We start from the raw sequence: 15,361 nt of genomic DNA on the forward strand, positions 1-15,361 counted from the left end.
TCAATTGCCGTTGCCCAAGCCGCAGCCGCTTCTAAAGGCTTACCGCTATATGCTTATTTGAAAACGGATGACTATAAAATGCCAGTGCCAATGATGAATATCATTAATGGTGGTGAGCATGCTGATAATTCTGTGGATTTCCAAGAATTTATGATTATGCCTGTAGGCGCTCCAAGCTTATCTGAAGCCGTACGTTATGGCGCTGAAATATTTCATGCTTTGAAAAAAGTCCTTCATGATAAGGGCTATAACACTGCCGTTGGTGATGAAGGTGGGTTTGCACCAGATTTGAAGTCAAATGAAGAGGCGATTACCGTTATTTTGGAAGCGATTGAAGCCGCAGGTTATAAAGCGGGTGAAGATGTTATGATTGCGATGGATGCAGCTTCTTCTGAATTATATAAAGATGGCAGCTACTTCCTAGGTTCAGAAAATAAGACCCTAAGCTCTAAAGAAATGGTTGATTTATTATCCGATTGGGTAACAAAGTATCCTATTATTTCGATTGAAGATGGTTTAGACGAATCGGATTGGGATGGTTTCAAGTACCAAACGGAAAAAGACGGCCATCGTCTACAAATTGTTGGGGATGATTTATTTGTAACCAATCCCAAAATTCTGAAAGAAGGGATTGATAAAGGAATCGCTAACTCAATTTTGATCAAAATCAATCAAATTGGAACCTTAACCGAAACTTTTGCTGCCATTAAAATGGCGAAGGAAGCGGGATATACGGCGGTAGTTTCTCACCGTTCAGGTGAAACTGAAGATACGGTCATTGCTGATATTGCTGTCGCAACGGGTGCAGGCCAAATCAAAACCGGTTCTTTGTCAAGAACAGATCGAATCGCAAAATATAACCAGTTGATTCGCATTGAAGAAGCTCTTGGGGATGAAGCGGTGTATCCTGGAAGAGATGCATTTTATAACCTGAAATAACAATGAATAGCCGTTATGGCCAACTGCAATGGTTGGCTGTAACCGAATTATTCCTCCCCCCAATACGAGAGGTTCTGTGAAATTCCTCACCCTGGCATTTGCCATCGTTATTCTGATACTACAAGTCCGTTTACTGTCATCTGATGGCGGCGTTGGTGAGTGGTTTGCCCTTCAATCGAAGCTTGAACAGCTACAGACGCAAATTCAATCCTTAGAAAAACAAAACTCGCTACTAAAAAAAGAAGTTACGGCACTTCAATCTAATCCCCGTTCAATCGAAACCTTGGCACGTCAAAAATTAGGCATGATTGCTGAGGATGAGGTTTTTATTAAGGTGATTGAGTTACCAAACGAAAGTCAGCAGAGAGTGAATATCAATGCTGAGCGGGTTTCTGGTACGAATGATGAGCAATTGATAGCTGCTCCGAAGCAATCAGAATAGTTTGCCGTTGTTCAGGAGTGCTCTTTCTGTAAAAAAACATAAACCGCACCAGTGCCACCATCTTTGGGTTGAGCGCTACAGAAAGCCAAAACTTTTGGAAATTGTCTAAGGCGTTGATTAATTAAGTTTTTTAAAGTAGGGGTGTGAGTGTTTGAGTTGTAACCTTTACCATGAATGATAATGAGGTATCGTGCCTTTTCTGCTAAGGCATCTCTCATAAAACACTGTAGTTGCTGATCGGCGATGGCTTCGGTCAAACCATGCAAGTCGATGTGCCAAATCGTTTGAAAAAGGCCTTTTTGCAAGCGTTTAAAAGACTTGGTGTCGAGTTGAGGGCGTTTAAAGGACAGTTTTTGGTGCGCATCGACGGTGCTGATTTCGTCTTCAGAATTGGTTGCTGTCGATAAATAATCGTCCGCATCAGGCTGAAAAAAATGAAGTGACCTTTTTGAGGTACCGGGTTTTTGAGCGCGTTTGGATGAAGCAATAGCTACTTTGTTGTGTGACGTCTTTAGTTTGGTAACGTCACTAACCGCGTCTGCAAAGAGGGATTTATCTTCATTCGTTAGTTTTGTCATACTATAATGTTGTTTTCCAAATTGACCGAACTCTATGATATTTTACTTGACCTGTTTTAGTGAGTGAAGGTTTATCCATAAAAGGCATATATGAAAATTTTACTGTCAAATGATGATGGCTATGATGCACAAGGGATTCGTGCGCTATGGGACTGTTTACATCAACTTAACTTACATTCAGAATTACGTCTCATTGCACCTGATCGTAATCGCAGTGCTGCCAGTAATTCATTGACATTGATGGAACCCTTGAGGATTCAGACGCATGCAGAGCATATCTACAGTGTGAATGGCACACCAACAGATTGTGTTCATTTGGGCATTAATGGTGCCATGGACTTTCAGCCAGACATGGTCATTTCAGGGATTAATGCTGGCGCCAATATGGGAGATGATGTGCTTTATTCCGGAACGGTCGCTGCAGCAACCGAAGGCCGCTTTCTTGGAAAGCCATCTATTGCCGTTTCGCTGTGTGGCGATCAATACTTTGATACCGCAACCCATGTGTTATTAAAGTTATTTAAAGAATTGGATCAATTACCTTTTGATAAAGCAACGATTTTAAATATCAATATTCCAGATTGCGCTTATGAAGATGTACAGGGCATTAAAATTACCCGTTTGGGTTCACGCCATTGTTCTGAAAAAGTGGTGACATCACTGGATCCTAGGGGTAAAAAAATTTACTGGGTTGGCCCTGCAGGTCAAGCACAAGATGCGTCAGAGGGAACCGATTTTCATGCTGTTGAAAATGGTTATGTCTCTATTACGCCATTAAAAGTCGATTTAACCCATTACGAAATGCAACCACTCTTAGCGAATTGGGTGAATGGGCTTTCATGAGTAGGTTATTAGATAAGCCAGTCCGTTATCCAAATGAAGCCTATGCGGATAATCAAGGCGTGGGTATGACGTCACAACGCACGCGCAACCGCTTGGTTGAGAGGCTTATCTTTTTAGGCGTTACTGATGAGGCAGTGCTTGATGCCATTCGGGTGACGCCTAGGCATTTATTTATTGATGAAGCTTTAGCCAGTCGCGCTTATGAAGATACGGCACTACCGATTGGGTATGGTCAAACCATTTCTCAGCCTTGGGTGGTTGCGAAAATGGCGGCTTGGCTTAAGGCCACCGGGTCGATTGATCGTGTCCTAGAAATCGGAACGGGATCCGGCTATCAGGCGGCCATCCTTGGCTTATTAGCAAAAGAAGTCTACAGTGTTGAACGCATAGAACCTTTATTGATCAAAGCAAAAAAGGTGATTGAAAAATTAGCCTTGTCACAGGTTCATATTGATTATGCAGATGGCTTCTGGGGATGGCCGAAACAAGCCCCATTTGATGCGATTATCTCTGCTGCTTCACCTGAAACCTTGCCAGAATCTCTAATAGAACAGTTAAAGCCGGGAGGGCGTTTGGTAATTCCAATTGGTGGCGAGACTCAAAAATTAATGGGGTATACTCGTACAGAGTCTGGCTACAATGAGCAGTACCTTGGTGATGTTTTATTTGTGCCCATGTTGACGGGATTGGATTCGCGGATAGAGAAAGGGGCACTATGAAAATATTTACGGCTCTATACGACCGAGTAATGGGGTGGTCACACCATCCAAAAGCCCCTTGGTATTTGGGCGGCATGAGCTTTGCAGAATCATCGTTTTTTCCGATTCCACCCGATGTACTGTTGATGCCCATGTGTTTGGCTAAGCCTCAGCAAGCTTTCTTTTTTGCGTGGATTACCACTTTGGCTTCATTGGCAGGCGGGCTTTTGGGGTATGCTATTGGTTATTGGATGCTGGAATTAGTTTGGCCGATTATTGAATCTGCAAATAAGGTTGAACATTATCGACAAGTCGAAGGTTTTTTTGCTGAGTATGGTGTTTGGGTGGTATTCGTGGCTGGATTTAGCCCAATTCCCTATAAGCTTTTTACCATAGCAGCGGGTGCGACTAGTATGATGTTGTTGCCCTTCCTGTTGGCTTCATTGGTCGGACGTGGGGCTCGATTTTTTTTAGTGGCCACTTTAATGAAATTTGGCGGCGAACGTTATGAAAAAAATATTCGCAATAGTGTGGACTGGATTGGCTATGCGCTGATCGTTATGGTGGGGATCTATATCCTTTATAAACAGGTTGCTTAGATGCTGCAGACGTGTGTGATTCGGTTACTGTTAATCTTAATGGTTTTCAATTTAATTGGATGTGCTCCTGCACCTTATCGTGGTTGGTCTGAAGGCAGTGACTATTTTAAAACCTCAAACCAATCGAAGTCTCAACAAACAGCACAAAAAGCAACGTCTAAAAAGTCAGCATGTTTAGCACCGTACACGGTACGGTCTGGTGACACTTTAAGTCAAATAGCACTAAAGTGTGGGGTTTCTCTCAGTGCTCTTGCCAAGGAAAATGATCTTGCGCCTCCTTATACACTATATGTTAAACAACAACTTATGATTCCTTCTTCCGCAGTGCATGTTGAACCCAGTATAGAACGTCCTCAAAGGACGACTTTACCCGAGCCTGATTTTGCTTGGCCAATGTCCAAAAAGTTACAATATGACTTTGTAAAAGATTTAAGAGGCCTGCATGGTTTGAGGGTTTTTGCTAATATTGGTGAAGCCGTTTATGCGATGAACGCCGGAGAGGTGGTCTATGCTGGCAATGGGATTAAGCAGTATGGTTCCATGCTGGTCATTAAGCATGATAATGATTATCTGACCGTTTATGCTCATAATGATACTTTGCAGGTATCAGAAGGGGCGCGTGTTACCAAAAAACAGTTGATTGCGACCATTGGCAAAACAGGACAAGTTTTGGCGCCTCAACTGTATGTCGAAGTCCGATATCGTGGTCGCAAAGTCGATATTAAAACTGTGTTAAGTGGCCTCTAATCAATCTATGATTAAGGCCAAGACCACATCGCGGTCTTCTGTCGATAATACGTTAAAAGTACGGCAGGCGGCAATATTGCTCATGGTTTCTAAACCGATGCCATGACGAGAACAAAAAGAAAACAATGTACGATCAGGAAATGCATGCGTTTCTCCGGTACCCAGTAAAATGACTTCAGGCTTCAGTTCTATCATTTTTTCCAGGAGCGCTTCGTTTAAGCTATCTAATGTGGGACAAGGCCAATTTTCGATCAGTTGATGTTGCGTTAAAAAGCAGCTTTTTGACAGTGTTCGGTCGTTTATTTTGACCAGGCCTGGTTGATATTGTTTTACCGCAAAGACATTAGAGTCGCGATGCTCGGTGAATTTCATATTGCCTCGCTATTCAAATTCAAGTTAAAGGGAGATTATGCCTTATATTTCCAATTGACGAAATAAAATGTTTCTGTATCATTACTAAGTTAAAATTTTTTTTATTATTTCTGCTTAACCGCCTCGATAGATTCTAAGTATTGGATGTCTTAAGGTTGATTAAAAGCGACCTTTCTATGAAATGACTGCGAATGTTGCGCTTTATTTTGTTAGGCACTTTCAACGGTTTCTCTAAACAATTAGAAGCAAAAAGAATTTTTTAACATTATTTGACATTTGCATTTTCTGAGTGGTTTCATGCACCAGATAAATGTAAACACTATTTCCATCTGCTTTATTAAAAGGTTATTAATCTGTGACAGGCGATTTTCAAAGAATTAAACGGCTTCCGCCTTATGTATTTAACATTGTCGGTGAATTAAAAGCCGAAGCGCGTCGCCGCGGGGAAGATATTATTGATTTTGGTATGGGAAACCCAGACCAGGATACGCCCAAGCATATTGTTGATAAATTGGTTGAGGTCGTACAGCGAGAAGGAACGCATCGTTATTCGGTTTCACAAGGGATTCCGCGTTTGCGCAAGGCCATCTGTAATTGGTATAAAACCAAGTATGATGTTGATCTTGACTACAATACCGAAGCGGTGGTCACCATCGGCTCTAAGGAAGGGCTTGCGCATCTTGCTTTAGCAACCGTTGATAAAGGCGATACGGTATTAGTTCCCAATCCGGCCTATCCTATCCACCCGTATGGTTTTGTGATTGCGGGTGCCGATATTCGTCATGTCCGTATGACTCCAGATGTCGACTTTTTTGAAGAGTTGAATAAAGCGATTCGTGAATCTTGGCCAACGCCTAAAATGCTGGTGTTGAACTTTCCCGGAAACCCAACAACCCAAACCGTTGACCTTGAATTTTTTGAAAAGGTCATTGCGATTGCCAAAGAGCATGATATTTGGGTGATTCATGATCTTGCCTATGCAGATATTGTGTTTGATGGCTATCAAGCTCCATCGATATTACAGGTCCCTGGCGCAAAAGACATTGCCGTTGAATTTTATACGTTATCCAAGAGTTACAATATGCCCGGATGGCGTGTCGGCTTTATGGTCGGAAATCCTGACCTAGTCAATGCTCTAAAGCGGATGAAATCTTATTTAGATTACGGAACCTTTACCCCGATTCAAGTAGCAGCGATTGCAGCGCTTGAAGGTCCGCAGGAATGTGTGCAAGAAATCTGTGATATGTATAAGGTTCGACGAGATGTCTTATGCCAAGGCTTGAACGCAATTGGTTGGGAAGTGGAACCTCCGAAAGCAACCATGTTCGTTTGGGCACCGATTCCAGAAGCGTATCGTGAATTAGGGTCTTTAGAGTTTTCAAAAAAACTGCTATCAGAAGCGAGAGTAGCCGTTTCGCCTGGTATCGGGTTTGGTGATTATGGTGATGACTATGTTCGGTTTGGCTTAATTGAAAATGAACACCGCACACGCCAAGCCATTCGAGGGATTCGAGATATGTTCCGTAAAGACGGATTAATGAAATAGCGATAGTTGGAGACACTGTGAAGCAAGTAAGATTAGGATTATTAGGATTTGGTACTGTTGGTGGCGGCACAGCAGCCATCTTAAATCAAACGCTGAAGACCATTGAACGTCGTTTAAATGGCCAAGTCACACTTAAAATCGAACAGGTTGCGGTACGGGATCTTAGCCGAATTCGAGATGAGGCCTATGAAGGATTGTCCTTTACTGACTCCGCAATGACGGTTGTTGAAAATCCTCAAGTCGACATTGTTGTTGAACTAATGGGGGGCACGTCGCTAGCCAAACAGTGCATTGAGAAAGCGATTGAATTAGGAAAGCCGGTTGTTACGGCGAATAAGGCGTTAATTGCCGAGCATGGTAATAGCCTTTTTGAGCAAGCTGAACGGAATAATGTGCCGATTGCTTATGAAGCGGCTGTAGCAGGCGGTATTCCGATTATCAAGGCACTACGAGAAGGATTAAGTGCCAATCAGATCGAGTGGGTCGCAGGAATCATTAATGGCACAGGTAACTATATCCTGACTGAAATGAAGAAACCGGGTGCTGATTTTGCAGAAGTTTTAAAAACGGCTCAGGAATTAGGCTATGCCGAAGCGGACCCAACTTTTGATGTCGAAGGTATTGATGCTGCGCATAAACTGACAATTATGGCCTCGATTGCTTTTGGAATCCCTTTACAATTTGATAAAGTTTATACCGAAGGCATTAGCCAAGTGACTGCGGAGGACATTCAGTTCGCTAAACAACTGGGTTATGAAATTAAGCATTTAGGGATTGCCAGTCGTTCAGAAAAAGGTTACTCATTGAGAGTGCATCCGACGCTTATTCCTGATTCTGTGTTAATCGCCCAGGTGAATGGCGTGATGAATGCGGTAATGGTCGGTGGGAATCATGTGGGTTCAACGCTTTATTATGGTGCTGGAGCGGGTGCGGGTCCAACGGCCAGTGCGGTCGTCGCCGATATCGTTGACTTAGTACGAGGTTTACACCAGCCAGCTGAAACCCGTGTTCCTGAGCTCGGGTTTGGTTTAAATGCGTTAGATTCGTCAGCCAGCGTGATTGATATTGATGCGATTACGACAGCATTTTATTTGCGCTTTTTTGTCAAAGACAATGCTGGGGTTCTTGCGAAGGTCACTTCCATCTTAGCCAGTTGCAATATCAATATTGAATTGTTGCACCAAGAACCTTCTAATGTGAATCCCGATGATGCGACCTTGGTGATGATTACCAATGCCGTACCTGAAAGTGACCTAAATGCTGCGATTAAGGCGTTAGAGTCTCTTGATGCCATTGATGGTCAGATTGCACGTATTCGTGTTGATGCCTTAGGCGCATGATAGCAGATTATAATTTGACGGCTTGCAAATGAGCGTAAATTCACAAGCAGTCACTCTGTGGTTACCGGATCTTGCATCCATTGTGCAGGGTGCGGCAGAGACTGAACTGAAAACGTTAAAGTTACCCGCCTTGCAAACCTTATTGGCAAAATCAGATGGCTTCAATGCCGCGAAAGATGATTTTTATGGTCGAGGTTGCTATTTGTTTCACCAAAAGTCAATGTTTCCCGTCGCGGCAACGATGGCATCTTTACCATTTAAACGGGTAACAGAAGATTTTTGGATACGCGCTGAACCGGTGCAAATGATACCAGATCGCGATAGCTTGGTGATGATACCACCGCAAGAATTGGCGATGACGGACGCCGAGTTAGAAGCATTATTCGATCATTTTAATCAGCATTTTAAGCAAGACGGTGTGCAATTAGAATGGGGCTCTCATCGTGATTGGTATTGTCGGTTACCACAGGTTATTGATTTAACAACAACGGCGTTGACCGATGCCGCCTATCAAAATGTAAAGGATTTATACCCCCAAGGTTCTGCAGCACCTTATTGGCATCAATTGATAAATGAAACACAGATGCTGTTTTATACGCATCCTGTCAATGAAGCACGCCGACAAAATGGACAACCCGAAATCAATAGCATTTGGTTCTGGGGAGAAGGGCAATTATTACCTTCTCAAACTGTTCCAAGACAGGATACAAGCCTTTGGTCAGACCATTTATATTTAAAGGGGCTGGCAAACATAGCCCAATCGTCGGTTCAACCTGCAGTCCATAATTGCGAGGCCTGGTCAGAACAGAAGCTAGAAAACGCTTCAAACTCACATTTGATTCACTATGATGTTTCAGCCGAACTGGCAGCACTTCAATCTCTAACTGAACTGTTAACGCAGTTGGAACAAAAGTGGTTTGCTCCGTTGTTACAGCAAGTGCAACAACAGCGTATCCACTCTTTATTATTGGATTTTGGCGGATCAAAACGATATCACATAACGCCAAAACATCTACAACGATTCTGGCGCTGGCGAAAGTCTTTAGAGTCACGTTGGGTTTAGTCTACTGATTGGTAGACTACTTTAGAGTGATTTCACAAGGTATAATGATAAAAATTATTAAGTAATAACTGGAAATAGCATGAATTTTATTGAAACACGTGGCAATGATGGGGTAAAACCCACTTCTCAGACCTTTTCTCAAGCCATTTTAAGTCCAATGTCGTCATTCGGTGGTATTTATTCTCCGGAAAGCCTCCCGCTATTTGACGACAACTTCTTACAGTCACATTTGAACTCAAGTTATAAAACGCTTGCAAAAGCCGTATTAGCGCAATTTGAAGTGGATATTGATAATGCTGTTATTGATGATGCCCTGAGTTTGTATGATCAGTTTGATGATCCCAACAATCCAGTGCCAGTGGTTAAGGTGTATGATGATTTATATGTCAGTGAATTGTTTCATGGCCCAACACGTGCATTTAAGGATATGGCATTACAACCGTTTGGGAAGGTGTTGTCATCTGTTGCGCAGGCACGAAATGAGAAATATCTGATTCTTGCTGCAACCAGTGGCGATACAGGTCCAGCCGCTTTAGAAACGTTTAAAAACCAAGATAATGTGCAAGTAATTTGTATGTATCCAGATGGCGGCACTTCGGATGTTCAACGTTTGCAAATGGTTACGGAAGATGCCGACAACTTAAAAGTGATTGGTATTCATGGTGACTTTGACGACGCGCAGACTGCATTGAAAACCCTTTTGGTGTCAGATGCATTTCGCGAAGCATTGCAACAAAAACATATTTCTGTCTCAGCGGCTAATTCAGTGAATTTTGGGCGGATTATTTTCCAAACGTTGTACCATATTTACAGTTATTTAGCGTTGGTGCGCCAAGGCGCAATTCAATTAGGTGAACGAGTCTACTTAAATGTACCGAGTGGCAACTTTGGGAATGCATTGGGCGGCTATTATGCTTATAAGATGGGGTTGCCGGTTGAACAGATCCATATTGCATCCAATCAAAATAATATTTTGACCCACTTTATTCGGACTGGCGAATATGATTTACGTGGAAAATCGGTGATTCCAACAAGTTCACCTGCAATGGATATCCTAAAGTCCTCGAATATCGAGCGAATCTTATTCGATTTGTTTGGTGCTGAACGCACCAAAGAATTGATGCTGCAATTAGATTCCGAAAAATATTATGCATTAACAGCAGATGAATTGGCTCAAGTTCAGGCTATTTTTGCGGCAGACTTCGCTTCAGATGAAGATGTCAAAGGCTATATTAAGCAGGCGTTTGATGTGGGGTATTTAATGTGTCCTCACACCGCGACTTGCTTTAAGCCTTACCAAACCTGTCGTAAAGACCCTGCCATTAAAACCATTGCCTACTCAACGGCGGAATGGACTAAATTCTCACCGATGGTTGCGAATGCATTGACGGGTGAGAGTTATTCAGGAGATGAGGTTGCGTTAAAAGCCGTTTCTGAACTGGCGAATGCCCCCATCTCTGAGCAAATTGCCAGTTTGTTTAACAAGCCAATTACGCAAAAAGTCGTGATTGATAAAAATGACATTGAATCAGAAATCTTAGCCTTTTTAGAGCGTTGACTTCGATAGAATTTGTCTATAAAAAACAGCCAGGCCTGGCGGTTATAAAACCCATAACCTATTGTATTTATTAGGTTAAAGATTCAAGTGTACAAATTTGTGTACATAGCAAAGCTTTTTCTATATTTTCCTTGCCCAAACCTCTGTTTGGGCTATTTCATTCATCAATACCAACCCTATATTCGTTCAAAGATAACTATATCAAAAATCACCTCTGACTATTGTTCAAAATTTCAAACACAACCTCTAAACCAACTAACCTATCACGCTACTTCAGGACTTTGATTTGCTTTTGCCAACAACCCAAAATGAGCAAGGGTTTAGGGTACCCTGCTGATTTTAGGGTTGGCGGAGTCTGTAATTTAATCACTTGTGATTCAAGTAACAGGCGCAGGCCAAAGTCACCATCCATTCAAAAGGGTTCAGGGTTCCCTTTGAATGGAATGTGTCTGCGGAGATGAATAGGCAAAATTGTAAAACAAGTGAGCCTATTCATCGGAGGTCAAAGCCTTAGCTAATTATGAAGGGTAACGGGTTCCCTCATAATTGGGTATGGCTGCGAAGTGAAACGGAGGTCAACGGTTTTATCGTTTTGGAGGGTCAGGGTTCCTTCAAAACGATAAAAGCGGCGGAACAAAAGTTAAGGCAAAAAAGCTAATTTTCAAGGGTAACGGGTTCCCTGAAAAATAGGTTTTTTAGCCGACTTCTTGTGGAGTGGCGCCGTCGAGAAATCGACTGCCATCGCTACGAGGTTAACGAAGTTAAGCCTTTCTTGCTTGTGTGGTTAGGAGCTATCCAACCACAAAAAGCCTAGAAAGCCCTAGGATCGGGGGCAGTCGACTTGTCGACGGCGCCCAACCACGACATGGTTGAAAACCATGACGGGGTTCTCGGGAGCAGAATTAAAAATGACTCTGAAAGAGTTGTTTTTGATTATGTGGACGTTGGGGTGAAGGGGATGGAAGTTCCCTTCTGGTAAGGCCTCATGCCTAGGCAACGCCTAATAATGACAGTTAAAGCCTAGTGGCTAAAGACAGCGTCTTTATTGAGCGTTCAGTTTAGTGTTCTTTATATTTTTATCTCCCTATTAGAGGTAATCCCATGTCGAAACACGGTTTCGATAAGGGGGTTTCTATAAACAATAGGAGGAATAAAAAATATGGAAACACTACAACAAAAATTCGACTGTCTAGTCGAAGAACGATTTGAAACCATAGCCGGTGCTTACTACTTAGAACAGAATCCACCGGTCAGAAATCTTGGCCAACGCTATAATGCAAAACGCTCTTTGGTTGGTAAGATTGCCATCTTACATACCATACTCAGATTTAAATATATTACCCCATCCAATGCACAGCTACTTTTATGTCATAAAAACAAAAGTACCACCAGTACGTTTCTAAAACGCATGATGAATGAAAAACTCATCAGACGAGTTAAAACAAAATGGCCAGAAAATCCTTTTGTCTATGCGTTCAATTACGAGAAGGCAAAACGATTTTTAGAGGAAAAAGCCAAAATATATTTTGATGACAACTTGAATGATGGCAGATTCGATTCTTCTCGCTATACCCTAACCGAATCGGTTAGGCATTTAGAAATGGTACAACAATTTGCCATTAGTCATAGCAAAGATGGCAATGAATTTCTAACCGAATACGAGTTAAAAAAACTTACCACTGGTCGTATTTGGAATATGAAGTTTTGTGACTTAGTTGTCAAAGTACCGGATGCTAATCGTAAAGACAACTTGATGGATTGGCGAGGTATTGAAATTGAAACGTCAATCAAAAGTGAGAAAAAATTACTGCATGGGATTGGTCGAGCAAATAAGTTATTGGCCACAAATTGTCTGAGCAGTATTCATTGGTATGTAGATAGTAATTATAGCTATCACTTTCAAAAAATATTGAGCGAAGGTAATGAAATTCCCAATATCACTTATCCAAAAGTGGCATCCGGTGGATTTTCAAGAAAACTACAAGAAATTGGCACTACCACTATTGTGTATGGTCATCATGTAAAAATCTATCCTGATAAGTATTTAAACAATGGGATTGAGGAATCAGACATTGAGGTGCATGAAGATGAATTATGGAATGTATACCGCTAGTGAGAGTTGTGCATAAGACCAAGGGGTTGTGGTGTATCCAAAATCTGGAAATATCAACAAAAATGAACTAAAAAGCTCAAACATGGGCTAAAAACAGACCCTTTATGCGAAATTAACTCAAAAATTCGCCGATTACTGAAATTGGCTGGGATTTAGATTAATTTTGCAAAGGTCTCACTTTATTTAATCTATAGCAGTTTTTTTAGTCTCCATATAGAATCTTAATCGCACGTTTTCTTGTCGCTATCACAATTACTTGTTATTATTCTTGATTAAAATCGTAATAATTTATTGGACTTGTTTGAGGCATAAAAAATGAATATTCGCGCACGTATGTTGTTATTGGTCAGTTTTTTATTGGCGTTTGCTATTATTGCCGTGATAACCGGTTTATCGATTATGAAGAGCAATAACACCGATTTAAAACACCTTTATGTTGATCGAATAGTCCCGCTTGAGGATTTGAAAAAAATTGCAGATGCTTATGCCGTCAATATCGTGGATACCAACCATCAACTGCGTAATGGCAATCTAACCTGGCAACAAGCCAAAGATAATATTCTCAGTGCCCAATCTGATATTCAGCGTTTATGGTCAGGCTATATGAACACCACACTGACAGATGAAGAGGCGAAGCTTGCAGACAAAGCCCAGTCTTTAATGTCATTTGCAGATCAACAGTCTCAACAACTGCTGGCCATGATTGATAACAGAGACCAGCAGGGCATCACCCAATTTAGTATCGACAAGCTCTACCCTGCTATAGATCCCATTTCTGGCGTCATCTCTGAACTCATTAATCTACAGCTTCGAGAATCAAAAAAGATAAATGATACCTCGAATGAAAGTTATGAAACCATGTTATGGCTAGCGACTACCTTAGCCATCCTCATTTTAATCGTCGCCATATTACTGTCCAGAATCACCCTGATTGCGATTACACGACCATTAAACAACCTTGTGAACACAGCGCAACAGGTTCAAAACACAGGCGATCTTTCGCTTCGAGCCACGGTCACTCGCAATGATGAAATTGGACAGGTTTCCAGCGCATTCAACCATCTTCTCGAAGCGGTTTCTAAGGGCATCGAAGATGCAAACCGGGTTGTTTCTGCTATCGCTAAAAGTGATTTTAAGCAAAGGATCACTAATGACTATCAAGGAGACTTAAACAATTTAAAACAGGGTATTAACAATTCCGCTGAAAGTGTTGCATTTATGATGTCAGAACTGGAAAAAATTATGACCGCACTCTCTCAAGGACGATTTGATGCCAAAATGGATAAGGATGTACCTGATGCATTCCGTCAGCAAGTGGAATCCGCTTTGGATTCCATTTTTGACATTGTTGAAGACATTAACCAGGTTATGGAAAAAATTAACCAGGGTGAATTTGATGCACGAGTTTCCAGTGCTGCATCAGGTCAGATGGACAGTTTAAAGCAAAACATTAACCGCTCGATGGATGCCCTAGAAAACGCTATTGAAGACACTGTTTTTAATATCGAAGCGATTGCTTCAGGCGATTTAACCCACAGTATCACCAATGATTACCAAGGCCAGTTATTACGTTTGAAAAACTCGATTAATCAATCGAACCAGCGTTTAAGCGAGGTGGTGACTAAAGCATTGAATGCAACCTCAGTTGTGAATGGTGCAGCCTCTGAAGTATCTCAAGGTTCGATGAATTTAAGTCAAAGGGTACAGGAAAACGCTGCCGCTGCAGAACAAACCTCTGCGACCATGGAAGAAATGAGTTCAGCCGTAACCAATAATACCCAACACGCCAAAGAAGCCACTTCTGTCGCTCACGAAGTACAGCAAAAGTCGAATGAAGGGGTTCAGGTCATGCAGCAGACCATTGAGGCGATGAATGCAATTCAGGAATCTAGCCACAAGATTTCGGATATTGTCTCACTGATTGATGGCATTGCCTTCCAAACCAACCTGTTAGCATTGAATGCGGCTGTTGAAGCGGCAAGAGCAGGTGATCATGGTCGTGGATTTGCCGTAGTTGCTGGTGAAGTACGTTCTTTGGCTCAAAAAGCTGCGGATGCGGCAAAAGACATTACGAACTTGATTAATGAAAGTGTCACCCGTATTGACGATGGTACCAAATTAGCCACCGCATCTGGCGAAATGCTCACCACCATTAGTGAATCGGTTGACAATGTCACCAATATGATTGAACAAATCGCAGAAGCCTCTTCACAACAAATGGCAGGCATTCAGCAAGCCAACGCTGCCATTACGCAAATAGATGAAGGCACACAGCAAAATGCGGCACTGGTTGAAGAAACCTCAGCGGCAGCAGAAAGCCTGAGTGAACAAGCTCGCATTTTACAAGAAGATATGGCTTTCTTCACCGTCAACGCTTCTGGTAATAAAGGATCGACTAGATTAGCAGCACCGAAGGCTGTAGCAAAAGCACCTACTCAACCAAAGTCCTCCCCTGCATTACCATCAAAACTCGCACCAACCAGTGACAAGGATGATGAATGGGATGACTTTTAATTTCTAATA

14 protein-coding genes are annotated in these 15,361 nt (G+C 42.1%); 12 read left to right on the forward strand and 2 right to left on the reverse strand.

The features are described from left to right. On the forward strand, positions 1-939 hold a 939-nt coding region (gene eno, locus CYQ88_RS09965; protein WP_101841204.1), incomplete at its 5' end, for a phosphopyruvate hydratase. A gap of 76 nt (positions 940-1,015) precedes the next feature. Beyond that, positions 1,016-1,381, forward strand: coding sequence for a septum formation initiator family protein (locus CYQ88_RS09970; RefSeq protein WP_101841235.1), 366 nt, complete (start codon positions 1,016-1,018; stop codon positions 1,379-1,381). Between the two features lie 11 nt (positions 1,382-1,392). On the opposite strand, the gene CYQ88_RS09975 is transcribed toward CYQ88_RS09970, so the two are convergent. Further along, positions 1,393-1,959, reverse strand: coding sequence for a Smr/MutS family protein (locus tag CYQ88_RS09975; protein ID WP_101841205.1), 567 nt, complete (start codon positions 1,957-1,959; stop codon positions 1,393-1,395). A 90-nt stretch (positions 1,960-2,049) separates the two neighbouring features. On the opposite strand from CYQ88_RS09975, the gene surE reads away from it, so the two are divergent. From surE to CYQ88_RS09995, 4 genes are read left to right on the forward strand one after another with little or no spacing between them, the layout of a single operon-like run. Next, complete coding sequence (gene surE, locus CYQ88_RS09980; protein ID WP_101841206.1) at positions 2,050-2,802, forward strand: 5'/3'-nucleotidase SurE; 753 nt, start codon at positions 2,050-2,052, stop codon at positions 2,800-2,802. Beyond that, positions 2,799-3,521, forward strand: coding sequence for a protein-L-isoaspartate(D-aspartate) O-methyltransferase (locus tag CYQ88_RS09985; protein WP_101841207.1), 723 nt, complete (start codon positions 2,799-2,801; stop codon positions 3,519-3,521). Before surE ends, CYQ88_RS09985 begins: the two co-directional genes overlap by 4 nt. Continuing rightward, on the forward strand, positions 3,518-4,099 hold the full coding sequence (locus tag CYQ88_RS09990; protein ID WP_101841208.1) for a YqaA family protein: 582 nt from the start codon (positions 3,518-3,520) through the stop codon (positions 4,097-4,099). The genes CYQ88_RS09985 and CYQ88_RS09990 overlap by 4 nt, the downstream gene beginning before the upstream one ends. After that, positions 4,100-4,846 (forward strand): peptidoglycan DD-metalloendopeptidase family protein, encoded by a 747-nt coding sequence (locus CYQ88_RS09995; protein WP_101841209.1) that lies wholly within the window; start codon positions 4,100-4,102, stop codon positions 4,844-4,846. Here the strand turns inward: CYQ88_RS09995 and CYQ88_RS10000 are convergent, their stop codons facing one another. Further along, on the reverse strand, positions 4,847-5,218 hold the full coding sequence (locus CYQ88_RS10000) for an Mth938-like domain-containing protein (RefSeq protein WP_101841210.1): 372 nt from the start codon (positions 5,216-5,218) through the stop codon (positions 4,847-4,849). Positions 5,219-5,573: 355 nt separating this feature from the next. On the opposite strand from CYQ88_RS10000, the gene alaC reads away from it, so the two are divergent. The 6 genes from alaC (at position 5,574) to CYQ88_RS10030 (ending at position 15,352) form a co-directional block, all read left to right on the forward strand. Further along, complete coding sequence (alaC, locus tag CYQ88_RS10005; protein WP_101841211.1) at positions 5,574-6,764, forward strand: alanine transaminase; 1,191 nt, start codon at positions 5,574-5,576, stop codon at positions 6,762-6,764. A gap of 17 nt (positions 6,765-6,781) precedes the next feature. Further along, positions 6,782-8,104: a homoserine dehydrogenase gene (locus CYQ88_RS10010; RefSeq protein WP_101841212.1), complete on the forward strand. Its 1,323-nt coding sequence runs from the start codon at positions 6,782-6,784 to the stop codon at positions 8,102-8,104. A gap of 28 nt (positions 8,105-8,132) precedes the next feature. Beyond that, positions 8,133-9,167 (forward strand): hypothetical protein, encoded by a 1,035-nt coding sequence (locus CYQ88_RS10015; protein ID WP_101841213.1) that lies wholly within the window; start codon positions 8,133-8,135, stop codon positions 9,165-9,167. A 79-nt stretch (positions 9,168-9,246) separates the two neighbouring features. Next, entirely contained in the window at positions 9,247-10,725 is a 1,479-nt protein-coding gene (thrC, locus tag CYQ88_RS10020) for a threonine synthase (RefSeq protein ID WP_101841214.1), read from the forward strand. A 1,159-nt stretch (positions 10,726-11,884) separates the two neighbouring features. Then, positions 11,885-12,838, forward strand: coding sequence for a hypothetical protein (locus tag CYQ88_RS10025; RefSeq protein WP_101841215.1), 954 nt, complete (start codon positions 11,885-11,887; stop codon positions 12,836-12,838). A gap of 315 nt (positions 12,839-13,153) precedes the next feature. Then, positions 13,154-15,352 (forward strand): methyl-accepting chemotaxis protein, encoded by a 2,199-nt coding sequence (locus CYQ88_RS10030; protein WP_101841216.1) that lies wholly within the window; start codon positions 13,154-13,156, stop codon positions 15,350-15,352. Positions 15,353-15,361 lie beyond the last annotated feature (9 nt).

This window comes from Hydrogenovibrio sp. SC-1, from assembly GCF_002848135.1.
In the GTDB taxonomy this organism is placed as follows: domain Bacteria; phylum Pseudomonadota; class Gammaproteobacteria; order Thiomicrospirales; family Thiomicrospiraceae; genus Hydrogenovibrio.

What these genes read in the sequence shown, in the direction of transcription:
- CYQ88_RS09975 (WP_101841205.1), bottom strand. Translation starts at nt 1,959, where the DNA reads ATGACAAAACTAACGAATGAAGATAAATCCCTCTTTGCAGACGCGGTT.
- surE (WP_101841206.1), top strand. Translation starts at nt 2,050, where the DNA reads ATGAAAATTTTACTGTCAAATGATGATGGCTATGATGCACAAGGGATT.
- CYQ88_RS09985 (WP_101841207.1), top strand. Translation starts at nt 2,799, where the DNA reads ATGAGTAGGTTATTAGATAAGCCAGTCCGTTATCCAAATGAAGCCTAT.
- CYQ88_RS09990 (WP_101841208.1), top strand. Translation starts at nt 3,518, where the DNA reads ATGAAAATATTTACGGCTCTATACGACCGAGTAATGGGGTGGTCACAC.
- CYQ88_RS09995 (WP_101841209.1), top strand. Translation starts at nt 4,100, where the DNA reads ATGCTGCAGACGTGTGTGATTCGGTTACTGTTAATCTTAATGGTTTTC.
- CYQ88_RS10000 (WP_101841210.1), bottom strand. Translation starts at nt 5,218, where the DNA reads ATGAAATTCACCGAGCATCGCGACTCTAATGTCTTTGCGGTAAAACAA.
- CYQ88_RS10015 (WP_101841213.1), top strand. Translation starts at nt 8,133, where the DNA reads ATGAGCGTAAATTCACAAGCAGTCACTCTGTGGTTACCGGATCTTGCA.
- thrC (WP_101841214.1), top strand. Translation starts at nt 9,247, where the DNA reads ATGAATTTTATTGAAACACGTGGCAATGATGGGGTAAAACCCACTTCT.
- CYQ88_RS10025 (WP_101841215.1), top strand. Translation starts at nt 11,885, where the DNA reads ATGGAAACACTACAACAAAAATTCGACTGTCTAGTCGAAGAACGATTT.
- CYQ88_RS10030 (WP_101841216.1), top strand. Translation starts at nt 13,154, where the DNA reads ATGAATATTCGCGCACGTATGTTGTTATTGGTCAGTTTTTTATTGGCG.